Raw genomic sequence first — 23,393 nt, forward strand, 5'->3', positions numbered from 1 at the left:
TATGAAAAAATAGGGATTTTTATTAAAACAGAAAAAGATATTTCTATTTTAGTAAATTATGATATAGTCTAAATAAGTGTGTTTTTCCATAAATGTAATTATTTTCATTGTAATTTTGTTTATATGAGGGAAGGAGAAGTAATTATGAAGTTTGATGATCAACGCTTACTAGGAGTCCGATTAGGTTCTGTACTTGTGACAGAGGAAAATCAATATTTAGTAATTAAGAAAAAAGATCATTATGCACTATTAAATATACATAATTTAGAATGCACTCATGTTGAAGTGCAGTTAGAACATTTGGAAGAAATGTTGCGGGAAGATTTCCAAGAAAGTATAACGGAGATTATCGCACCAGAACATATAAAAATTGTTGCGAAAAATGTTATATAGATAAAGAAGCTGGAAGGAACAGCTTCTTTATTTTCATTATAAGGATAACGTTTTTACAACCTCACCAATGAAGTGTTTTCTTTTTTAGTTAGTTTGAAGTGAACTTTTGAAAAAATTTGTCTCGGTACATGTACATAACCCATGAGATTGTTATTAAAGAAATAATGATTTGTTTGTTTTTAATTGGTGCATTGAAAACAAGCCAACCAACTATATCAAATAATAAATGTAGCACGATTGAAAGAACTATAAATTGAAGTAACGTATTTAAAACTCTTTTCATAAAGTGTCCCCCTAAAATAATAGGTTTTATTAACAGTTTGATATAGTGATATTATACAGTAAACGCGTCATGTGGTAAAATTTACATAAGTTGGTGAAATAAAACAAATGAAAGTTAGTAAAGGGGAACATTTATGGAATTCTGGATGGTTATACTGATATTAGCCTTTGGTTTCATTTATATCGCTGAAAAATTAGCTACAATTGAAAAGAAAAATGATGCGCGTTTAAAGAGAATTGAAGATAGATTACAATTAATTACGAAAGAAATGGGAATTGTAGAAAGAGAACCTGAAATTAATAAAGAACTACGCCAGCTTGTAGAAGAAGGAAAAAAGTTACAGCAGTTAAGAGAGTAAGAGAAGCTTTTGGTTTTTCCTTACTAGAAGCGAAGCAATATGTTGATAAATTATAAAAAAGATCATCCATTTGGGTGATCTTTTTTCACTGCACCATGCGTGTATTTACATAAGCGGCGATAATAAAGTGTCCAATTATATGGAACAAACATTTGAGATAAATTGTCTAATATAGGTAATAACTATTTAGCTTGAAAGAAAGGGTTGATGACATGAAAAAGAATACGTTGTTAAAAGTAGGATTATGTGTAGGTTTACTAGGAACAATTCAATTTGTTAGCACAATTTCTTCTGTACAAGCATCACAAAAGGTAGAGAAAACAGTAATAAAAAATGAGACGGGAACCATTTCAATATCTCAGTTAAACAAGAATGTATGGGTTCATACGGAGTTAGGTTATTTTAATGGAGAAGCAGTTCCTTCGAACGGTCTAGTTCTTAATACTGCTAAAGGACTAGTGCTTGTTGATTCTTCTTGGGATGACAAATTAACGAAGGAACTAATAGAAATGGTAGAAAAGAAATTTCAGAAGCGCGTAACGGATGTCATTATTACACATGCGCACGCTGATCGAATTGGCGGAATAAAAACGTTGAAAGAAAGAGGAATTAAAGCGCATAGTACAGCATTAACCGCAGAACTAGCAAAGAAAAGTGGATATGAAGAGCCACTTGGAGATTTACAAACAGTTACGAATTTGAAGTTTGGCAATACAAAAGTAGAAACGTTCTATCCAGGGAAAGGACATACAGAAGATAATATTGTTGTTTGGTTGCCGCAATATAAAATTTTAGCTGGAGGCTGTTTAGTAAAATCTGCGGAAGCTAAAAATTTAGGAAATGTTGCGGATGCGTACGTAAATGAATGGTCCACATCGATTGAGAATATGCTGAAGCGATATGGAAATATAAATTCGGTAGTACCTGGTCACGGGGAAGTAGGAGACAAGGGATTACTTTTACATACATTGGATTTATTAAAATAAGAAATTGTAGAAATACAAAAGAAAGGAGAAATAATTTTCTCCTCTCTTTCTTCTAACTATATTTAAATGCTGAATCTGTCGATTACGTCAGCATATATTACTGAGATTTTAATTCCAAGTATACAAATACTAGTACTGTCATAATTGCAATAACAATGTAAGTAGCATCAAGCATTATAAGTGTTTTTAAAGTTTCAGTCATCGTAATTCACCCCTGTTATAAAAATATAACATGATCTTTTTATTGATTAGATAAGAGATCATAAAGATAAAATGTATATGAAATTTCTTAAGTAGCTTCTATATAAATATATCATATAAATAATGTAAGTAATGTTAAGATAATGTAAATGTATTGTAAATAAAAAGGTTTACAATAAAGACTTTAATAAAAAATGATAGTTCCTTAAAACGAAAAATACGCTCTTCTTTCTATTGAATGATAGAAAGAAGAGCGTATTTTTATGTCTATTTTCATATGTGATGAATTGCAACTATTTGTACATGGGATTCAAAAATTTTTTTCGTTGTATATATTTCTCCAAATTAATTAGCTATTTAAAAGTATCGAAAGATGTGTGCACACTAATGCATATTTTTAGTGTCAATAAAAATATTATGTCAACAATATGAACTGTCACAAATCTTTATATATTATTGTGATTGATATCACATCACTTTTTTTCAATGGGTATTATGCTTAAGGTGTAATGAATGATTGGGAGAGGGTGGGATGATATGTTTTGTTATCAATGTGAACAAACGCCAACAGGCGGATGTAAAGTAATGGGTGTTTGTGGCAAGAATGAAACGATTGCGAGTTTACAAGATACGATTGTGTTTGGGCTAAAAGGAATTGCAGCTTATCGCACACATGCTGCTCAGCTAGGGTATACGGATGCATTTGTAGATGCTACAACACAAGAAGCTTTATATATGACATTAACAAATTCTAACTTTAACGAACAAGAGCATATTGATATGGCTATGAAAGTGGGGAAATCAGCTCTACGGGTGATGGAATTATTAGATGAGGCACATACGAATCATTTTGGTGTGCCAGAACCTGTACAAATTACACAAAATCGTGTAGAAGGTAAAGCAATTGTAGTTACGGGCCATAATTTATTTGCATTAGAAGAACTATTAAAGCAAACAGAAGGAAAAGACATTAATATTTATACACATTCTGAAATGCTACCAGCACACGGATATCCGCAGCTGAAAAAATATAAACATTTAAAAGGAAACATCGGCAAGGCATGGTATGATCAAAGACGCCTTTTTGAAAAATTTACTGGTGCCATATTAGCTACAACGAACTGTGTTATGCCAATTAAAGGATCGTACTCTGATCGATTCTTTTCATATGATATTGCAGGTTTAGAAGGTGTACAAAAAATTGAAAATGATAATTTTACACCATTGATTCAAAAAGCGCTAGAACTTCCAGAAGTACATATGGAGTCAGATGAACAGTTAGTGACAGGCTTTCATCATAATACAGTATTGTCATTAGCTCCAGAAATTATTGATGCAGTAAAAGAAGGGAAAATAAAGCGTTTCTTTGTTATCGCCGGTTGTGATGCACCGGGAAAAGGCGGAGAATATTATCGTGAATTAGCAACGTCGCTTCCGCAAGAAACAGTTATTTTAACAACTTCTTGCGGAAAATTCCGCTTTAATGATGTAGATTACGGTGTTGTACCTGGTACGGAAATTCCGCGTTACATTGATTTAGGACAGTGTAATAATTCCATTTCTACAGTGAAAATAGCGGCTGCATTAGCTGATGCTTTCCAATGTGAGGTGAATGAATTGCCAGTAAGTATTGTGCTATCATGGTTTGAACAAAAAGCGGTTGCCATTTTACTCGGGCTATTTAGTCTTGGGATTCAAGATATTCGCATCGGTCCAAAGGCTCCTGAATTTATTTCACCTGGCGTGCTTGATGTATTACAAGAAACATTTGGTTTAAAACTAATTACAAATGCAGCAGAAGACATAGGTATGATGTTATCGTAACAAAAAAATGATCTGTCTTATTAAATAAGAAGAGCTAGCCATATTTATTAACTTTGGTATAGTATAGTGCCCCAAAACAAAAATGTAGAATTTTTATTTTGGGGTAGTTTCTTTTCTTAGTGGGATAGGTATGGGGAAATTAAAAAAAAGAAAACAGGCTGTATCGAATAGGTAATAGTTGATTTTAGAAAAAAATATAAAATCGAGTTGACATTCATCGCTACTTAGTCATACAATGTAGTTGTAATAAGCAATACTGAGTAGTGTTGTTTCTCAAAATATTTTCAGTAGACAATAGGTAATAGCGGATTATAGAAAAAATTTGAAAATCAGTTGACATTCATCGCTACTTAGTCATACAATGTAGTTGTAATAAGTAATACTGAATAGTGTGGTTTTACTCAAAAACTATTCAGTAAAAAATTCGCCTTAGTACTCTGTGATACTAAATATAAGTCAGACAGAATAGGGGGTAAAGGAGGATCAGGACATGGAAAATTTAACTGAAATGCTGAAAGGTTCACTGGAAGGGTGTGTACTGGAAATCATTAGTCGCCGTGAAACGTATGGCTATGAGATTACCCGCCACCTGAATGATCTTGGGTTTACCGAAGTTGTGGAAGGTACGGTGTATACCATCCTCGTACGATTAGAGAAGAAAAAGCTTGTGAATATTGAAAAGAAACCATCAGATATGGGACCGCCTCGTAAGTTTTATTCATTAAATGAAGAAGGCCGCCAGGAGCTTGAATTGTTTTGGGAAAAATGGGATTTTGTATCGTCAAAAATTAACGTCTTGAAGTCAAAATAGGTTCATAAGATAAAATGTTCCGGCCGATACTTTGGAAATTTCTTGTTCGGTTTTATAAAAAAGGAGGAAAATAAGATGTTAGAAATGTTCAAAAAGTTAATTGGTGATAAAAAAGAGTACAAAATGATGATGGCACGAGTTGAGGCTCTGCCAGAGGACTACCAATTTGTATTTAAGAAAATTCAAAACTACATGTGGAATTTTTCAGCGGGTAACGGGATGGATATGTTACACATACAGTATGAATTAATCGATTTGTTCGAAGCGGGTGCAGCGGAAGGAAGACAAGTGCTTGACATTACTGGGGATGACGTGGCTTCCTTTGCTGACGAACTAGTGGCAAATGCTAAAACTTACGTCTCCAAGTATCGTGAAGATTTGAATGAAAGTATTATGAAGAAATTGAGAAAAAAATAAATGGAATAATTAGTACCGACTGATTAGCTGGTTACACATATGAATTGCCATCATAGCTATTCAGTTATATTTTTAACTCGGTACTAAGTAATACAGAATATCGGTGATACTAAATAGATAGAGGTAAATAAATAGTCTTCGCAAAACATTTTTATAGGGAGGAAAAAAGTATGAGTCATGCAGCGATTTCTGTAAAAGGCTTGAAAAAATCCTTTAAAGACAAGGAAGTTTTAAAAGGGGTAGATTTTGAGGTGCAGCGTGGAGAAATTTTCGCGCTGCTAGGCTCAAATGGAGCGGGAAAGACGACAACGGTCAACATCCTTTCGACACTAATGAAGCAAGATAGCGGTGAAGTAAGTATTTGTGGATTTGATGTACAGAGTCAATCAGATCATGTTCGTCAAAGTATCAGTTTGACAGGGCAGTTCGCAGCTTTAGACGGTATGCTGACTGGGAGGGAAAACTTGATAATGATCGCCAAATTACGTGGTGTTTCCAATCCCGCTCAAGTTGCTGACAATCTACTTGCAAGATTTAGTCTGACTGATGCGGCAAACCAAAGGGCAGATCAGTATTCAGGCGGGATGAAGCGCCGGCTTGATATCGCGATGAGTTTGATTGGGGCGCCAGCAGTTATTTTTCTTGACGAACCAACGACTGGACTTGATCCTGAAGCGCGAATCGAAGTGTGGGATACAGTCAAGGAACTTGCTGGTAGCGGTACAACTATTTTGCTTACGACTCAGTACTTGGAGGAAGCAGAACAACTGGCAGACCGTATCGCTATTTTGCATGGCGGAAAAATTATTACGACAGGTACTCTTGCTGAACTAAAAGAGATGTTCCCGCCAGCAAAAGTGGAGTATATCGAGAAGCAACCGACATTGGAAGAAATATTCCTTGCGATCATTGGCAAAAAGGAGGAGATGTAAATGAAAAGTAAAACAGGTGTATTACTAGGTCGTTTAATGCGTAACATTATGCGCAGTCCGGATACAATTATTACAGTAGCGATTACACCGATTATGATGATGCTATTATTTGTCTACGTGTTTGGCGGCGCAATAAAAACTGGAACGGAAAACTACGTTAATTATTTATTGCCGGGAATTTTGCTAATGGCTATCGCATCCGGTGTAGCTTACACTTCCGTGCGACTCTTTACGGATGTAAAGAGTGGGCTGATGGCACGTTTCATTACGATGCCTATTAAGCGCTCATCGATATTGTGGGCTCACGTTCTAACCTCTCTGGTTGCTAATGTACTTACTATCGTGGTGGTTATTCTTGTTGCACTCTTAATGGGTTTCCGTTCCAGTGCTAATATTCTAGATTGGCTCGCGGTAGCTGGGATACTTGGGATGTTTACGCTGGCGCTAACATGGCTAGCTATCATTCCAGGATTGAAAGCGAGGTCTATGGAAGGGGCGACTGCTTACTCGTACCCGCTAGTTTTTCTTCCATTTATTAGTTCGGCCTTTGTGCCTACCGAAACGATGCCAAAAATTGTTCGTGCGTTTGCAGAGAATCAGCCTGTAACTTCAATCGTGAATGCGATTCGTGCTCTTTTATATGAAGGAACTGTTGGAAACGATATTTGGATTGCGCTCGCTTGGTGCGTAGGTATAATGATTATTTCTTACTTTTTCGCCAGTAAAGCATTTAAACGTCAGTTAGGGTAAGAAACGAGATAAACGAAACCTTCAGGAATAATATATATTTAGAAAAGCACGGGAGATTTTCCGTGCTTTTATTATTTATCATGCTCTCATTGTAGTAAATGAAATGGTATTTAAAAATAGAATAATTGTCCATAAAGCTTAATATTTGAGGCTCACTGCTTATGGAATGTATAAGCACACTCGTTTTTGTAAATCTGCTAATACTTCATCGGGAATTTCTTTGATTTTAATATCCTTCCCTAGAAAAAGCAGCCAATTTATTATTTCCGTCATTTCATCGGGATTGTTAACATTGATAAAAGTTTGTAAAATGGCTGTGGATTGGTAAGGATTAGTATAAGATATTGAAATTTTTAAAGGATGGTATTTTTTGAACTGGGCAATTGCTGTCGGACCAAGTTCAAATACAAGGTTAATTGCTTCGTCCTTCTTACTTAGTTTTTCTAAAATCTTTTTCTTATTTAGCCTTTTGTTCGTCGTGTATGGTTCGATATTAATGAGATCATCGACAGGAAACATCATCTTCTTTTCTTTTTTTAAGTCAAACCCTTCAATGATCCAATGGCTTTTTTCTTGATAAAGGTGCAATAGATAAATTGGATAAGACTTGATTTCTTCATCTTCTTTCATAGTAATCAATAAATGGTTATCCAAAAGAAGGATTTGAATGAGTTTTTCTAACATAGGATGGGGGAGATCAGAAAGCTCAAGTAGATCGGGATTATGAGGGTTAGTCCCTTGGAAAAGCAAGAGTTGATTTAAAAGAACGAGATCATCTTGCTGGGTTTCTGAGATGAGGCCTAGTAGTTTTTCGGCTAAAGATTGACGACTCTTTAGGTAGGGAAGTTGTTGATTCCTTGTAGCCATAAAGGCAATAAAAAGAGCTTTCACTTCATTATCAGTAAAGCGAACAACGGGCAGGATAGAGTTGTGCATAACAAAATATCCCCCGGTCCTCCCAACTTCAGCGACAAGTGGCATTCCCATAGCTTCAATTTCTCTAATGTCTCTAATAGCTGTCGACCGTGATATGTTAAATTCTTGTATAATTTCAGAAATTGTAAAGTGAGAGCGGTTGTTGATATACCGCATAATTGTATTAATCCGTTCAACTTTTTTCATTTTAGTCTCCTAAACAGTATCATTTTTTGACATGGTTTAAAGGTATTATAAACGTATCAGATGAAAAGATAAATCGTTTGATTAATAAAAAAAGAGGCAGGTTTTGAATATGAAAAATTATTCTATAGAAGAAAAAGATAGCTTTATTGTGTTAGGTATTGGAACTGAAATTAAGAGTGAATACACAGACTTTGCTGGAATAAATAAAGAAAAGGAAGACTTTTGGTCGGCTGTTAAAGAAGATGGAAGGCTGGACACTTTAAAAGCTTTAGCTACAAATGAATACATTTTTTCCGTGAGCGAAGCGGTGAATAACAAAATGATGTATTATGCGGGTGTCATGACAGAAGCACAAATAGAAGAAGAATCTAGAGTGATTCAGTTTCCGAGGGGAGAATACTTAGTAGTGAAAGGGGAAGACAAAACGGCTAAAGAGCTAAGTAATAAGCTTACTGGCATCGCCTTCGGTCAAGCTTTACCAGAAGCAAAGGATTTTGCCTACGTTGGTGGACCGAATACAACGGTTGAGATGGGACAGAGAAATGGCTTAGTATTTGGTGAAATGTGGATTCCGGTTGTTAGGAAGTAAAGTGATAAAAGGTGCGAATATAGAAAGTAGAGGCTAACGATCTTGTATTGTTGGCCTTTTTGAAATGAATATAATATTCATATACTGCTACACAGTATGTTCTGATAAAATGGAATAAAAGGGAATTGCTGTAAGGTGGTGGCAGATTGAATAAAAAAAGATTATTTGAGCTATTCATAGTAACGTTTGTTTTTCTATTCCTTCATGTAAGTACATTTACTAATGAAAAATTTAACGATAAATTGGGATCTTTTACTTACATTGTTTTATTTCTTATGCTTACTATCAACGCTATATTTATAGAAAGGTATTTTGGTGATATACAAAAGTGGATTCGAAATATTACATGTTGCTTTGCTTTATTTGTAGTGGTTTTAGTAGCTCTATGGATAGGTTATTTTTAGTCCTTACTTAAGAGAATGAGAAATATGTGATTACACTACATTTGATCCGATACTATTACTTAGCTGCATCGGTTTATATTAATCTTTTCTCTCCTCAATCATGATAAAATGTACAATAGGAAATTTTATGTAAGATAAAGAAGGAAGGTTTATGGTGAGCCTGAGTACTTTGCTAGCTTTTGCGCTTGTTTTACTTAGTATGGTTTGTTCACCTGGGCCTATTTTGATTTATCTTATTTCTCGTTCCATTACACAGGGGCGTATGACAGGATTTATTTTTTTATTAAGCATCATGCTTGGATTTGTAATTCATATAAATGAAGCAACTTTAGTATTCACTCAAAAATCCATTGTCTATGAAACAACTAGATTTGTAAACGGCTTTAATAGAAAGATGTCTATTGTATTTTTTGCGGCAAGATTAAATAGCTTTTTTGTTACTTTACAATAAAGTATACTTAATATCAGTAATTCATGTAATTAGGGGTGGTTTCTATATTTAGAGAAAATACAAAAAGGATACTTCTGTCATTAGTAACAAATCCAATACTAATAATTGTATACGGAATTTTTTGTTATGAGTTGGCCTTATACTGTAAGTACGGAAGAATGAATTATAATATTTACATTTTGTTATTATGTATAGTACTTTTTATATCCATAACTACATTTACTACAATGCGGGTGATAAAAAATAGAGAATATGAATCTAAAAAATTAACAAATTCAATAGCATGGAGATCCATTTCTATTATCATTATTGTTGCAATTACATCATTTTATGGGATGCAGATTTATAAAAGTGCAATAAATTACAATGGTAAATTGGCATGGTTTATAGAAAAGTTAAAACATGAAAGGTCAGTTAAACTTAAACATAATAATATATATAAGTCTGGAGTAGAAGGTATTTTTGAAGATATAAATAAAAAATATCCTTTGCCAAAGAAATTGTATATGGCAACTGATTTTGATCTTACATTTCATTCAGATGGAACAATCACAGCGTTTGATACATTTGTTTATGGGAAAAATGATGATGGGAAAGAAGAAACTTATTTAATCTCTTATAATAAGAAGAAGTCAGAAGATATTACTATAATACGAGACGGATACGCAAAGCCTGATTATAATGATGATAAATTAGTAGAACCTTTAATTGAAACGGTTAAGGCGATTCCAGTTAAGCAAACGGTTAGAAAATGGAATGAAAGTAAGTATGGGTTGATTTATTATGGAAAAAGAAATTGGGGATCCAATACAGAGGGAATTATTAATATTACTGAGGATGGTAAGGGACAGAGTCTTAAAAAAGCAGCTTCTGATATCATTGGATATACTGTATCTATATTTGTCCCTGGAAAAGAGCAAGAGCTAGTCCCTGCTAGATATAATTTAATAAGTGACGCAAGTTGGAGTAAATCAAAGACGCCTCCAAAAGAAGATATGCTTAAAGAGAAGAAACAACAAGATTTAAAGAATGAAAAAGAACAGTTTTTCCTATCGAAAGAAGTTGGTTATAAACTAAATATGACAGATAAAGCATTAGGGAGCGCCTTTTATTCATTAAGCAAGACTAGTGATGAAGGGAAAACATGGGAGGTTATCAATCCAGACCCATTTAATGGGGGGATTGGTAGTGTATCAGGAATCACTTTTATAAATGATAAACTTGGGTTTTTAGGAGCAATTAGGCCTTCTGGTAATGAAGGAGAGTTATATCGCACAGATGATGGGGGAGTATCTTTTAAAAAGGTAGAATATCCGCCGCATGAAGTGAAATTAGATCATACACAGTCCACAATAAGTCCTTTTGATTCACCTAGTATGCCATATGAGAAAGATGGGGTTTTTAATATGTTAGTTGGACAAGGGGCAGATGGAGACTACAATGGCGATAGTAGTGCACTTTATCAATCAAAAGATAACGGAGAGACATGGGAATTTGTAGAAGAAGTGAAAAAGAAATAATCAGAATTTTTTTTGAAAAATAAGGTAACTACTTAGCTATACATTTCATTTAGAAGTTTGGTAAGGAGTATAATTCCAGCCATGAAGATAAAAATGGACCTATACCTCGCTGCCTTTCTTTCTTTGTTTTATTTCTTATGCTTACTATCAACGCTATATATAGAAAGGTATTTTGGTGATATACAAAAGTGGATTCGAAATATTACATGTTGCTTTGCTTTATTCGTAGTAGTTTTAGTAGCTCTACGGATAGGTTACTTTTGAATCCAAAGATTGCTATTTTGTATGTATCACTTCTACCTCAATTTGAAGATTCAGAGAAGGGATCGTTGCTTTTTCAAGGTGCAGTTTTGGGACTTACGCAAATCACTGTTAGCTTTATAGTTAACCTTGTAATTGTATGTACAGCAAGTAAAATTGCAAAATGGTTTGGCACACGCCCGACGTGGCTACGAGTACAGCGTTGGCTTATGGCAAGTGTTTTAACGGGGCTTGCTGTACGTCTTGCTTTTGAACGTCGACAGTAAGAGCCTCTTTACCGTCAGTTTCTATAATATAACCTAATAAATATTAATATAATTTATGTATAGTAGATATTTACCTTATAAAATAAGGGGGGAATATTATGACTGAGACAAACGAATCTTCAGGAGTTAATTTGAAAAAAGATGTGAAGTTTTCTATTATAATTCCTGCGCATAATGAAGAAAAGTACATTAGAAAATGTTTAGATTCAATTGCAAAGGCATCAGAGGCATATAAAGAGCAAACGGAAGTTATAGTTGTTTTAAATCGTTGTACAGATAAAACAGAGGAAATAGCAAAATCTTATAATTGTGTTACATTGAAAAATAACGATAAAAACTTATCTAAAATTCGAAATGCAGGGGCTAAAATAGCTAGTGGAGAAATAATCGTTACTATAGACGCTGATACCATAATGACAGAGTCTATGTTGTTTAATGTAGATAAATATTTAGCTTCAGGTACATACATTGGTGGTGGGGTGAATGGTAAGTTTGAAAGAATATCTTTAGGAATATTTCTCTCCGCAATGTTAATCATAATCCCCTTACTTTTTAAGTACGGAGCTATATCTGTAGGGATTTTTTGGTGCTATAGAAAAGACTTTATGGCAATCAACGGATTTAATGAAAACATGCTTATGGCAGAAGATGCAGATTTCGCTAAACGTTTAAAAGAGTGGGGAAAGAAAAATAATAAGAAATTCGGTACTATTAAAAATGGAATGATAACTTCATGCAGAAGATTTGATACATATGGAGACTGGACTTTACTTAAAAATCCAAAAGTAATTTTAGCTTATCTAAAAGGAAATGATAGAAAATACGCAGATAAGACATATTATGATAACCAAGAAAGATAAAAATGGAGAAAATCAGAAGAGGATAGCTAGTACTTTTTTAGATATAATGAGAATCCAACTTAATTTAATAGATATTATAAGAAAACCACCAATTTGATTATCCTTTTTCAAATTGGTGGTTTTTATTTTTGAAATAAATATGTATTTTTTTATAAAAATATTTTTTGACCCCCATAAAACTATGTATTCCTTCGAATATGTATAGTGAAGAAAATAAATAGAAGAAAAATGACTATGAAAGAATATAGAAGCATTAATAAAATTACTAGATTAGGTGGGCATCCAAAATAAAAGGATGAAATTACCAATGGTATAGAGGAGAGTTATTCAAGGATTGCAGATAAAATAGAAAAAGAATAAGCAAAACGAACGGTAGAAAATAAGAAAGTAGATAAAAATACAAACCTAACTGTAGTGCCGAGAGAAAAGGAAAAATCATTAAGAAAACGTTAGACTCTAAAAATATAACTAACAGCAAGAAAACAAGACCGAAGAAAAGTACCAAGAAAATCTGGTTAAATGGTCACTTGTGTAGTGGCCATTTTGCTATTTGAAGGAGGCTGGGAGATTACAAGTGTTGAGTTTAGTAATGAAGATCTTAAGAAAACCGAAAATAGAAGATATCGTATGTAACATACAAAACAACGAAGAAGATAAAGAAGCGTTTATCGTACAGTATCAGCCTTTTATTAGAAAATCAATCTCATCTGTCTGCCGCCGATATATTACAGAACAGGATGATGAATATAGCATTGGATTGTTTGCATTTAACGAAGCAATTGAACAGTATTCCTATACAAAAGGAAAATCCTTTTTAGCGTTTGCTGATCTTCTTATAAAAAGAGATGTAATTGACTATATACGTAAGGAGTCTAAACATAACTTTGTCTTTTTAAAAGAAGATGAGCAAGAGGAAATGTTAGAAATGCAAGTGTCGCTTACGGAGTATATGAAAGAGATGGAAAATAGTAACCGTAAGGAGGAAATTCTTCATTTTCAAAGTGTGCTAGCTGAGTTTAAAATCACATTCTCAGAGCTTGCTAAAGAATCTCCTAAGCATCGTGATACGCGTGAGCACTTAATAGAAATTGTAAAAATTATTATAAAAGAAGAGGAAATGATGGAAGAGCTGTTCCGAAAGAAAAAGTTACCGCTTAAACATATCGAACCGCGTGTTAGGGTAAGTCGTAAAACGTTGGAACGACATAGAAAATACATTATTGCAATGTGTATTATTTTTGCAAACAACTATACATATATTCTGGATTACATAAGAGGGGAAAAGCATGATGAATAAAGGAATTGTGATGGATATAAAAAAGCATAGCGTAGTTGTTTTAACACCAAATGGAGAGTTTATTACGTGTAAAAGAAAAGGGGATTCTTGCATGATCGGGGAGGAAATCTCATTTGATGAGCAAGAACAAAAAGCATCGTATTTTTCGATCCCTTCCTTTTTAAAACCTGCATCAATACTTGTTGCTTGTTTTCTATTTGCAGTGCTGTTTTTCTACAACCAACCAGAAGAAAAAGTATTTGCTTACGTCTCAGTTGATATAAATCCAAGTTTAGAGGTGAGCGTAACAAAGGATTTTCGTGTTATAGATTTGCAGGCTTGTAATGATGATGGAAGGCGTATTTTAAAAGAATTGAAGCATTGGGAAAATAAACAATTGCAAGAAGTAATACGGACTATTATAAAGCAAAGTCAAGAGGATAAGTATTTAACGAAAGATAAGCAAGTTATGCTAACAGCTGTTGCAAAGGACAAGGCACTAGAACCACTTTTGGAAAAGGCAATGAAAGAATTAAAGAAAGAATATGAGTTAAAACATATTACAGTTGAATATCAAAGTAGCACGATGCAAGTACGAGAGAATGCTAGAAAAGCTGGAATTGGCACAGGTGTCTATATAAAGCAAGAGAATGAGAAAAACAAATCGCTTACTCCTCCTGCCACGCCGCCTAATCCGGTGGAAAATGAAGAAGAGGTGCAATCACAGCCGGAGTCATCTCCTGATGCATCAATGGATTTATCTCCTGTAAAAGAAAAAAAATATGAAAAGCAAGAGCAGAAAGAACAAAAGAAAACAGAGGGACAGCCATCGAAGCAAATAAAAGAAAACAATGGAAGAGGATCTCAGCAAGAAAATAGAGGGAATCAACAGGAGAATAACAGTAGAGAATCTCAACAAGGAAATAATGGGAATCAGCAAGGGAACAACGGAAGAGAATCACAACAAGGAAATAATGGAAATGGGCAAGGGAACAACGGAAGAGGGTCACAACAAGGGAATAATGGAAATGGGCAAGGGAACAACGGAAGAGGATCACAACAAGGGAATAATGGAAATGGACAAGGGAACAACGGAAGAGGGTCTCAACAAGGAAATAATGGGAATCAGCAAGGGAACAACGGAAGAGAATCACAACAAGGAAATAATGGAAATGGGCAAGGGAACAATGGAAGAGATCCTCAACAAGGAAATAACGGGAATCAGCAAGGGAACAATGGAAGAGGATCCCAGAAAGAAAATGACGGAAACGAGCAAGGGAACAACGGTAGGGGGTCTCAACAAGAAAATAGAGGCCACCAGCAAGGGAATGAAAAGAAGAATCAATAGAATATGGAAGTGAGAGATTCATTTCAAAGCTAAAAGGATTTATCCCGCTATTTGCCGGGCAGTAAGACCTCCATCTCAAAATTCAGCGGAAGCAAAGAAGTTAGGTGGGGATCGGGCTGCCCGTAAATGCCCGATTGGTGAGGGCTGATTAAAGTTGCACTTTATTATTCTATAGTTCTATTAAGAAGGAGTATGTGAAAAATATAATGGAGAAAAACATTCAACAAGAAAAAGATAAAGAAAAACCTGTTTTTTATGATCCGAAAGGAAGGAGAAACATAGCCTTTATTTCGTTTCTATGTATTTCAATAGTTAGTGTAGGTGTTGTATTCTATTTTTTCTTTCAAAGTATTTTTTCAACACCAGAAATTCCAAATATGAATACCGCTGTACAACAAGATACTAAACTTGTACCAATTAATCAAAAACTTAGTGATCAGCAGTTAAAGAAGGAAGAATTTAACCCAAATACCGAAACGAAGGATAATAAAAATTTGGTGAATCCGCCGAAGGATAGTAAACAACCTAAAGAAGTGTATGGTTTTTACGTAAACTGGGATGAAAATAGTACCGCTTCTTTAAAAGAAAATATCGATTCCTTAACTACGTTAGTACCAGAGTGGTATCATTTAAAAGCAGATTTAACGATTAGAAGTGAGATCAAACCTGAGATAGTAAAGTTGGCAGAAAAAAATCAAGTGAAGATTATGCCTTTGCTTACTAACTATACTGAGGAAGCTTCTGGTCCTGATAGTGGGCTAATTCATAAGCTACTGAATTCCTCAAATGATGTAAAGACAAAGTTTATTAATGATTTAGTAAGCCAAGTTAAAAAGAATCATTTTTCAGGAATTAATATTGACTTTGAGGCCGTACCTGAAAGTGATAGAGAAAACTTAACAAATTTTATGAAAGAACTTACTACGGAATTTCATCAACATGATTTGCTCGTTACACAAGATGTTCCAGCTAATGATAAGGCTTTTGATTATAGTGCGTTAGCAAAAATAATAGATCGAATGATTGTAATGATGTACGATGAGCACTATGGAGCCGGGGAACCAGGACCAATTGCTTCAAATAAATGGTTCCAACATACATTGAAAGAACTGAATATTCCGTCTAATAAGCTTATAGTTGCTTTCGGTAACTATGGATATGATTGGCAAGTAAATAGTAAAGAAGCTGCGAAGTCTTTAACTTTCTCAGAAGTTATGGCAATGGCTCATGATTCAAATATGAAAATTCAATGGGATAAAATGAGTGGAAACCCTTATTTTAGGTATAAAACAGAAGGGAAAGAACATACTGCTTGGTTCTTAGACGGTGTAACTCTTTATAATCAAGTGAAAATCGCAATGGACAATAATGCAAAGGGATTTGCGTTATGGAGACTAGGAGCAGAAGACCCTACAATATGGAAAGTTTTAAAAAATCCGATTGAGGCACAAAAAAATCCTAATGTATTACATAAAATCAATAGTTTAGATGAAGTAAATTATTCTGGACAAGGTGAAATTTTACAGATTGAGAATGAAAGAAAAAATGGATTGAGAGATTTTAAAGTAGGCAAAGATGGTTACCTTACAGATGAAGTATATCAATCCTTACCATCTGCATATGAAGTGCAACGATATGGAAAACCAAATGGGAAACAAGTAGTATTAACATTTGATGATGGACCAGACCCGAAATATACGCCAGAAATTTTAGATATATTAAAAGAGAATCAAATAAAAGCTGCTTTTTTTGTACTTGGTGAAAACGCACAACTAAATACTAGTATTGTAAAAAGAATATACGATGAAGGGCATGAAATTGGCAATCATACTTTCAAGCATCCTAACATAGCTGATACGTCTTTACTACGAACGAAAGTAGAACTTAATACGACGCAACGTTTAATTCAGGAAGTAACTGGACATTCTACGGTTTTATTTAGACCGCCATATGAAGCGGATGCTAACCCGGATTCATCAAATGAAATATTGCCTATTTTACGTGCACAAAATATGAACTATACAATGGTAGCGGAAAAAGTTGATCCCGAAGACTGGGCAACACCATCAACAAATGAATTAGTAAAGCGTGCTCTTAATCCCATTTATAAGGGAGAGGGAAATATTATTCTTCTCCATGATGCGGGAGGGAATCGTACACATACAGTAGAGGCGCTCCCAATCATTATTAAAGACCTAAAAAAGCATGGATATAGTTTTGTAACAATTTCAGATTTAATGAATAAAGAACGAGATGAAATTATGCCTCCTGTTTCTTCTGAGGGGAAGCAATATTTACTTTACAATAAAGCTGTCTTTTCAGGAGCGGGATACTTTAAACATATATTAACTACTATTTTTTATATTGCTATTGGATTAGGGATTTTTCGATTTTTATTCTTAATTTATTTTGCATGGAAGCAGAAAAGAAAAACGTTATCTCGCTATATTAATTCGTCTTATCAACCTTTTGTTAGTGTTGTCATAGCGGCATATAATGAAGAAAAGGTGATAGCCAAGACGATTCACTCAATTTTGAATAGTAATTATAGAGAATTTGAAGTTATTGTTGTGGATGACGGATCGACAGATGGTACGTCAAAAGTAATGAAAGAAACATTTTATAAACACCCTAAAGTTCGTTTCATTCAGAAAGAAAATGGCGGGAAATCATCGGCAATGAACCTAGGGTTTCAACAATCGCGAGGAGAAATCATTGTCACTTTAGATGCGGATACTATTATTGCGCAAGACGCTATTTCTTTAATGGTTAGACACTTTGAAGATCAGAATGTAGCTGCAGTTTCAGGTAATGTCAAAGTGGGGAATAGACGGAATTTGTTAACTACTTGGCAACATGTTGAGTATATTACAGGGTTTAATTTAGAACGTAGAGCTTTTGATGAGTTAAATTGTATTACAGTCGTTCCAGGAGCTATTGGGGCGTGGCGCAAGAAGAATGTAGTTGAATCTGGATATTTAAGCGAAGATACATTAGCAGAAGATACGGATCTTACTATTACATTTTTACGTCAAGGGCATAGAATTGTATATGAAGAAAAAGCGCATGCTTTTACGGAATCACCTGAGGATGTGAAAAGTCTCATTAAACAGCGATATCGTTGGTCATATGGTACACTTCAATGTCTTTGGAAACATCGAAAAGCGTTGTGTAATTCTAAACATAAAACATTAGGGTTTATTGCACTGCCTAACATGTGGTTATTCCAATATGTTCTGCAATTCATTGCTCCTTTTGCAGATATATTAATGATTATAGGACTATTTAGTAGTAATCCGCTAAAAGTTTTAGGATTTTATTTTGTATTCTTTTTAATGGATCTTCTCGCTTCTCTGTTCGCATTTAAATTAGAGGAAGAGAACCCAAAACCATTGGCATGGTTAATTTTACAACGTTTTATTTATCGTCAATTTATGACTTATGTTGTCATTAAATCTATATTCTCATCGCTTCGAGGAGTAGCGGTAGGGTGGAATAAACTAAAGAGACTGGGGAGTGTTAAACATTCCACGGAACATAAGGAGGCATCATAAAAGAGCGGACTATCTGCTCTTTTTTTCATTAGTTTTAGTTAGTTGAATGTAGAGTTGTAGCATAAAAACTGCTGCTTCTATAACGAGATTCCTATTCATTATGAATAGTGAGACAGTATGTTAAGCTAATCCTTTAGTTTCGGACAAAAGTTTTTTTATATTTTTTTAAAATGACGGACACAAAAACGCATATACCTTCGAATTATATATATGGATAACATAAATATGTATATAAAAGGGGAGAAATAAGATGAAAGAAAAAAAAGAAATGTTTCAAGAAATCGCTGAGGTGTTAAAGGTATTGGCGCATCCAGTTCGTCTATCTTTAGTAAAAATAATGCTTGCAAAAGGTCCTACTAATGTAACAACAATGTATGGGGATTTACAAATGCCTCAAAGTACAATTAGTCAACATTTATCTAAACTAAAAGCTGCTAAAATGGTTACAGGTACTCGGAAAGGATTAGAAATTTATTATGAGGTAACTGACAATCGCACAAAATCAATATTAGCATGTTTAGTTTAAATAATGACTTCTATTTCAAAATAAAAAACGCTATTCTTTTCTATGATTTTACAGAGAGAATAGCGTTTTTTATTTTTAAGGAGTATCTTTTTATATGCCTATAGAATGGAGTGAAAGGTTTATGGGTTTAAATGTACCTACTATTACCTTAGGTTCTAATGCGTCTAATAATGAAAAAATTCTCGGTTTAGGGGTGCTTCTTTATAGCTTACGTACAATTGAGATTAGAAAAAGTAGAGCGAGCGCTTAATGAGGCGGAAGTAGTGTTTATATGCGAAACTTTATAGAAATCTCATTTTTCTAATTGTATCTTTTTAGATTGATGGATGTGGGGTCACGTCCATCAATCTAAGAAAACAAGTTAGCTAAAAAACAATGAAAATAAACTTTATAAAAACAAAAAATATGAACGTAGAGGATGAAACAAAGTATATATTGCTTTTTTAGTCATGTAATCTTTTAATTTGATGATCTTTTCCCCATTCAAACAGATTATCCATTATTTGCATTAAAGATTTTCCGTATTCACTTAGTGTGTACTCAACCTTTGGTGGTACTTCTTGATATACGGTACGATAGATAATCCCATCAGCTTCAAGTTGCCGAAGTTGTTGTGTAAGAACCTTTTGTGTAATGTTTGGGATTTCTCGTTTAATTTCATTTGTTCGCATTTTTCCATCCGACAAAATACATAAAATATGAACTTTCCATTTTCCACCGATTACATCGAGTGTTGTTGCAATTGGGCAATTATCATTTTGATTCATATAACACCTCCAAAGGTACTTCAAGGTTCCTATAGTACCTGAAAGTACGTACTTTTCAATTATATGTAACTCATTCATACTAATACGTAAAGGATTGATTAATTTATAAAGGGGCTGGAAAATGATGAGAACACTTGTAATTGTAGCACACCCTCATATTGAAAAATCAAAAATTAATAAAAGATGGATAGAAGAACTTGAGAAACATTCAGATGAAATTACGGTGCATGAATTATATAAGGTGGCACCAAATTGGGAGTTTAATATTGAAGAAGAGCAAAAGTTATTAGTAGAACATGACAGATATATATTTCAATTTCCGCTTTACTGGTACAGCACACCACCATTATTAAAAAAATGGTTCGATGATGTATTAACATATGGATTTGCGTACGGATCACAAGGAGATAAAGTGAAGGGGAAAGAATTTGGTGTAGCTATTTCTATAGGTGGATTAGAAAAAGACTATGAAAATAGTGGGATTACAATGGATGAGTTGACGAAACCATTCCAAGCTACATGCCTATATACAGGTATGGAATTTATACCTTCCTTTTATTTATATGGTGCAGAATATAAACTAAGTGATGAAGAGATTGATAAAAGTGCACCTGAGTATGTGCAATATGTAATGAACAAGAAGTATTCTAATATATAATGAAAAATAGCCATTTACTTGTGAAGTAAATGGCTATTTTATATTTTTCTTATATTCACTAAGTGTAATCTTTAGTAAATTAATAGTTAATCTGGTAAAATAAAAAACCTAACATATATAAAGGGGAGTTTTACTTGAGAACGATGCGACAATTATTACAAAAGAGAGCAATGCAGTCACCAAATTTGGAAGCGCTTGTAGGAGGGAAGAAAAGATATTCGTTTCAGCAATATAATGAACGAGTAAATCAGCTTGCACATTATTTGTTACATAATGGTGTGCAAAGAGGAGATCGTATAGGAATACTATGCAAAAATAATCACCCATTTCCAAGCGTTATGATGGCAAGTTTAAAAATTGGAGCGGTATTTATTCCGCTAAATCATCAGCTTACTGTATACGAATTAGAAACAATTGTAAAAGAAGCGAAATTAAAAGTGTTAGTTATTGATGAAGAATTTAGTGAAGTGTTATTAAATGTTGATGCTGTTAAAGAAATTCCTTATGTAATTCAAACGACAAAAGAAGGTTTTGGTTCATTTGAATTAGAGCTGCAAAAACAGCCAACGACAGAACCGAACGTAGAAGTTCATGAAGAAGACGACGCCATTTACTTATTTACTTCAGGAACGACTGGACAGGCGAAAGCATGTGTAATTGGACATAAAAACTTACATCACTATTTTGCTGAAATTGCGGGACAAAGAGAAATCCCAGCAGGTGAACGCTTTTTATCTGTGCATCCATTGTTCCATATGAGTGGCGTGCTTTCTATTTTAAATTGTATTTATCATGGCGTTACGATGATTTTCTTAGCTGATTCGAATCCTGCTATTATTTGGGATAAGATTGAAGAAGAGAAAATTACTACGATGCTTGCGTTCCCTGCTGTTTATAGTTACATGCTTGATGAATTAAATAAAAAAGAACGTAATATTTCAACCTTTAAAGTAGCACAAAGCGGTGGTACAAAAGTGCCAGAAACACTCATTCAAAAATATATGGAAAAAGGAATATATATGGTGCAAGGTTATGGTAGTACAGAAGGTTGGGTTGTAACCTCATGGCATCCAATGATGGGAAAAGAAAAGATGTCTTCTGTAGGAAAGACCTTGAAAAATGTAGAGGTGAAAATTGTTCATCCGGAAACAGGACATGAACTAACAACAAATGAAGTTGGAGAGATTCATGTGAAAAGTCCATACATGTTTAAAGGGTATTGGAATAATGAAAAGGCGACAAAGAAGGTAGTAAAAGATAACTGGTTTAACATGGGCGATGCTGGCATGATAGATGATGATGGATTCCTGCATATTATGGGAAGATATAAAGACGTTATTATACGCGGTGGTGACAACGTATATCCAGATCAAGTAGAAGATGTTATTCATGAAATACAAGGTGTTTTAGAAGTTGCAGTAGTTGGAGTTCCAGATGACTTTTGGGGAGAGGTTCCAAGAGCTTACATTGTGAAGGATGGCGAAACAACATTAACAGAAGAAAGTATTATTCAGTATTGTAAGGAGAAGTTAGCAAGTTATAAAATACCAGAAGTAGTATTCATAGACGAGTTACCGAAAAACGCTTTAGGAAAAGTGTTGAAGAGGGAATTACGAGATGTAGTTCTTGTGAAATAGAAAATTATAAAACGATGGAGAACCCAGTTATGTATAAGGCATGACTGGGTTTTTATGTATCAAAAACATAATGATTTACTAGATTTTGTATTTTGTGTAAGATAATAAAGAATATTCGAAAAACAATTGAGGGAAGAGATATAAATGAAGCTGCCGCTATTACAGGTAGAGACAGAGAGACTGATGATCCGTCCGTTCCAAAATGATGATTATGAAAGTTGGTTAGATCAATTTTCTTATTGATTATAAAAATAAAGAAATGGACAAATAAGGGGAAAAGAAAATGAAGACTATAAACGTATTTCATTATGACGCATTTACGAATAAACCAAATAAGGGAAATCCAGCAGGTATTGTATTAGAAGCAGATGGATTAACGGAAGAGGAAATGCAAATTATTGCTGAAAAAGTTGGATATAACGAAACAACTTTTGTTCTTTCCTCAGAAGTAGGAGATATAAGAATGCGCTATTTTACACCTGGTTTTGAAATGGATTTATGTGGTCATGGGACAGTAGGGACGATATATGCCTTGCGCGAAAAAGGTTTATTAGAAGAGAAAAGTAACCTTACGATTGAAACGAAGGCAGGGATTTTACCGATACAAATAGGTGTAAATGAAAATGGAGAAACCTTTATTAAAATGAGGCAGACAGCACCTCAGTTTAAAGAATTTACAGGTTCAAAAGAAGAATTAGCTCATAGTATTGGTTTAGAAGTAAATGATTTAGATGTAAGTTTACCGATAGTATATGGAAGTACAGGAAACTGGACTGTAATTGTGCCGATTAAAAATCTAGATGCGTGTGAGAGAATGAAACCTAATAATGCTGCATTTCCATCGGTATTAAAAGAAATACCTAATGCTTCTATTCACCCAATTTGTCTAGAAACTTATGATGAACTAGCACAAATGCATGGCCGTCATTTCTCGTCAGCTTATGCTGGGACGATTGAAGATCCAGTGACAGGAACAGCTTCAGGTGTAATGGGAGCGTATTATGCGGAGTATTTAGAGAAAGATTTTGAACATGAATTGGGTTTAATCGTTGAGCAAGGACAGGAAATAAATAAAGATGGCCGTGTAACTGTTTATGTAACGAAAGGGATAGAAAACGAAAAGTTACAAATAGATATTGCTGGAACAGCGGTGTATGTGAAAGAGTTTGAAGTTTCAATATAAAAAAAGAAAGCCCGGC

General features: G+C 34.1%; 22 protein-coding genes and 5 pseudogenes. 24 read left to right on the forward strand and 3 right to left on the reverse strand.

All coding sequences use genetic code 11. The annotated features are described in order from the left end of the window. Positions 1-144 precede the first annotated feature (144 nt). Positions 145-393: a hypothetical protein gene (locus ACTFN4_RS12390; RefSeq protein WP_000666948.1), complete on the forward strand. Its 249-nt coding sequence runs from the start codon at positions 145-147 to the stop codon at positions 391-393. A gap of 88 nt (positions 394-481) precedes the next feature. On the opposite strand, the gene ACTFN4_RS12395 is transcribed toward ACTFN4_RS12390, so the two are convergent. Beyond that, positions 482-676 (reverse strand): hypothetical protein, encoded by a 195-nt coding sequence (locus tag ACTFN4_RS12395; protein WP_075678094.1) that lies wholly within the window; start codon positions 674-676, stop codon positions 482-484. Positions 677-809: 133 nt separating this feature from the next. Between ACTFN4_RS12395 and ACTFN4_RS12400 the strand changes: the two are divergent. The 7 genes and pseudogenes from ACTFN4_RS12400 (at position 810) to ACTFN4_RS12430 (ending at position 6,955) form a co-directional block, all read left to right on the forward strand. Next, a pseudogene (locus tag ACTFN4_RS12400) lies at positions 810-1,090 on the forward strand (hypothetical protein). A gap of 156 nt (positions 1,091-1,246) precedes the next feature. Continuing rightward, entirely contained in the window at positions 1,247-2,020 is a 774-nt protein-coding gene (bla2, locus tag ACTFN4_RS12405) for a BcII family subclass B1 metallo-beta-lactamase (RefSeq protein WP_071741099.1), read from the forward strand. A 738-nt stretch (positions 2,021-2,758) separates the two neighbouring features. Further along, positions 2,759-4,045, forward strand: a complete 1,287-nt coding sequence (gene hcp / locus ACTFN4_RS12410) for a hydroxylamine reductase (protein WP_071741120.1) — start codon at positions 2,759-2,761, stop codon at positions 4,043-4,045. Positions 4,046-4,535: 490 nt separating this feature from the next. After that, the gene (locus ACTFN4_RS12415; RefSeq protein ID WP_000429487.1) at positions 4,536-4,856 is read left to right on the forward strand and encodes a PadR family transcriptional regulator; all 321 of its coding nucleotides are present in this window, start codon (positions 4,536-4,538) and stop codon (positions 4,854-4,856) included. A gap of 75 nt (positions 4,857-4,931) precedes the next feature. Beyond that, positions 4,932-5,273, forward strand: a complete 342-nt coding sequence (locus tag ACTFN4_RS12420) for a DUF1048 domain-containing protein (protein WP_000891986.1) — start codon at positions 4,932-4,934, stop codon at positions 5,271-5,273. A 170-nt stretch (positions 5,274-5,443) separates the two neighbouring features. After that, positions 5,444-6,205 carry an ABC transporter ATP-binding protein gene (locus ACTFN4_RS12425; protein WP_000017473.1) on the forward strand — a complete coding sequence of 254 codons (762 nt, stop codon included), beginning with the start codon at positions 5,444-5,446 and terminating at the stop codon, positions 6,203-6,205. Further along, positions 6,206-6,955: an ABC transporter permease gene (locus ACTFN4_RS12430; RefSeq protein ID WP_000837815.1), complete on the forward strand. Its 750-nt coding sequence runs from the start codon at positions 6,206-6,208 to the stop codon at positions 6,953-6,955. Positions 6,956-7,114: 159 nt separating this feature from the next. On the opposite strand, the gene ACTFN4_RS12435 is transcribed toward ACTFN4_RS12430, so the two are convergent. Further along, positions 7,115-8,077, reverse strand: a complete 963-nt coding sequence (locus ACTFN4_RS12435) for a helix-turn-helix transcriptional regulator (protein ID WP_063225552.1) — start codon at positions 8,075-8,077, stop codon at positions 7,115-7,117. A 109-nt stretch (positions 8,078-8,186) separates the two neighbouring features. Here ACTFN4_RS12435 and ACTFN4_RS12440 point away from each other — a divergent pair, with 109 nt between their 5' ends. The 12 genes and pseudogenes from ACTFN4_RS12440 (at position 8,187) to ACTFN4_RS12495 (ending at position 19,382) form a co-directional block, all read left to right on the forward strand. Beyond that, positions 8,187-8,666, forward strand: coding sequence for a GyrI-like domain-containing protein (locus ACTFN4_RS12440; RefSeq protein WP_002041563.1), 480 nt, complete (start codon positions 8,187-8,189; stop codon positions 8,664-8,666). Between the two features lie 146 nt (positions 8,667-8,812). Beyond that, positions 8,813-9,070 carry a DUF3963 domain-containing protein gene (locus ACTFN4_RS12445; RefSeq protein WP_001036214.1) on the forward strand — a complete coding sequence of 86 codons (258 nt, stop codon included), beginning with the start codon at positions 8,813-8,815 and terminating at the stop codon, positions 9,068-9,070. A gap of 151 nt (positions 9,071-9,221) precedes the next feature. After that, positions 9,222-9,387, forward strand: a pseudogene (locus tag ACTFN4_RS12450) (LysE family translocator); the annotation flags it as partial. A 169-nt stretch (positions 9,388-9,556) separates the two neighbouring features. Then, positions 9,557-11,041, forward strand: coding sequence for a WD40/YVTN/BNR-like repeat-containing protein (locus tag ACTFN4_RS12455; protein WP_074048016.1), 1,485 nt, complete (start codon positions 9,557-9,559; stop codon positions 11,039-11,041). Positions 11,042-11,163: 122 nt separating this feature from the next. Next, a pseudogene (locus ACTFN4_RS12460) lies at positions 11,164-11,305 on the forward strand (DUF3963 domain-containing protein); the annotation flags it as partial. After that, positions 11,299-11,568 (forward strand): annotated as a pseudogene (locus tag ACTFN4_RS12465) (LysE family translocator); the annotation flags it as partial. The pseudogenes ACTFN4_RS12460 and ACTFN4_RS12465, both read left to right, overlap by 7 nt. A 98-nt stretch (positions 11,569-11,666) precedes the next feature. Next, the gene (locus tag ACTFN4_RS12470) at positions 11,667-12,428 is read left to right on the forward strand and encodes a glycosyltransferase (RefSeq protein WP_000141007.1); all 762 of its coding nucleotides are present in this window, start codon (positions 11,667-11,669) and stop codon (positions 12,426-12,428) included. 574 nt (positions 12,429-13,002) lie between these two features. Next, on the forward strand, positions 13,003-13,725 hold the full coding sequence (sigI, locus tag ACTFN4_RS12475) for an RNA polymerase sigma factor SigI (protein ID WP_002082432.1): 723 nt from the start codon (positions 13,003-13,005) through the stop codon (positions 13,723-13,725). Next, positions 13,715-15,052 carry an anti-sigma factor domain-containing protein gene (locus ACTFN4_RS12480; protein WP_439962361.1) on the forward strand — a complete coding sequence of 446 codons (1,338 nt, stop codon included), beginning with the start codon at positions 13,715-13,717 and terminating at the stop codon, positions 15,050-15,052. The genes sigI and ACTFN4_RS12480 overlap by 11 nt, the downstream gene beginning before the upstream one ends. 206 nt (positions 15,053-15,258) lie before the next feature. Further along, positions 15,259-18,606 (forward strand): glycosyltransferase, encoded by a 3,348-nt coding sequence (locus ACTFN4_RS12485; RefSeq protein ID WP_439962362.1) that lies wholly within the window; start codon positions 15,259-15,261, stop codon positions 18,604-18,606. Positions 18,607-18,856: 250 nt separating this feature from the next. After that, positions 18,857-19,132 (forward strand): ArsR/SmtB family transcription factor, encoded by a 276-nt coding sequence (locus tag ACTFN4_RS12490; RefSeq protein WP_000660066.1) that lies wholly within the window; start codon positions 18,857-18,859, stop codon positions 19,130-19,132. 94 nt (positions 19,133-19,226) lie between these two features. Continuing rightward, a complete protein-coding gene (locus ACTFN4_RS12495; RefSeq protein WP_001121201.1) occupies positions 19,227-19,382 on the forward strand; it encodes a hypothetical protein in 156 nt (51 codons plus the stop codon). A 193-nt stretch (positions 19,383-19,575) separates the two neighbouring features. Here ACTFN4_RS12495 and ACTFN4_RS12500 read toward each other — a convergent pair whose 3' ends face one another. Beyond that, positions 19,576-19,899, reverse strand: coding sequence for a winged helix-turn-helix transcriptional regulator (locus ACTFN4_RS12500; RefSeq protein ID WP_001072981.1), 324 nt, complete (start codon positions 19,897-19,899; stop codon positions 19,576-19,578). 124 nt (positions 19,900-20,023) lie between these two features. Here ACTFN4_RS12500 and ACTFN4_RS12505 point away from each other — a divergent pair, with 124 nt between their 5' ends. The 4 genes and pseudogenes from ACTFN4_RS12505 (at position 20,024) to ACTFN4_RS12520 (ending at position 23,377) form a co-directional block, all read left to right on the forward strand. After that, positions 20,024-20,557: an NAD(P)H-dependent oxidoreductase gene (locus tag ACTFN4_RS12505; RefSeq protein ID WP_025921899.1), complete on the forward strand. Its 534-nt coding sequence runs from the start codon at positions 20,024-20,026 to the stop codon at positions 20,555-20,557. A 143-nt stretch (positions 20,558-20,700) separates the two neighbouring features. After that, the gene (locus ACTFN4_RS12510) at positions 20,701-22,194 is read left to right on the forward strand and encodes a class I adenylate-forming enzyme family protein (protein ID WP_002195674.1); all 1,494 of its coding nucleotides are present in this window, start codon (positions 20,701-20,703) and stop codon (positions 22,192-22,194) included. 144 nt (positions 22,195-22,338) lie between these two features. Next, a pseudogene (locus tag ACTFN4_RS12515) lies at positions 22,339-22,431 on the forward strand (GNAT family N-acetyltransferase); the annotation flags it as partial. A 46-nt stretch (positions 22,432-22,477) separates the two neighbouring features. Then, positions 22,478-23,377, forward strand: coding sequence for a PhzF family phenazine biosynthesis isomerase (locus ACTFN4_RS12520; RefSeq protein WP_071741105.1), 900 nt, complete (start codon positions 22,478-22,480; stop codon positions 23,375-23,377). Positions 23,378-23,393 lie beyond the last annotated feature (16 nt).

The organism is Bacillus cereus group sp. MYBK95-2 (assembly GCF_051915225.1).
Lineage (GTDB): Bacteria > Bacillota > Bacilli > Bacillales > Bacillaceae_G > Bacillus_A > Bacillus_A cereus.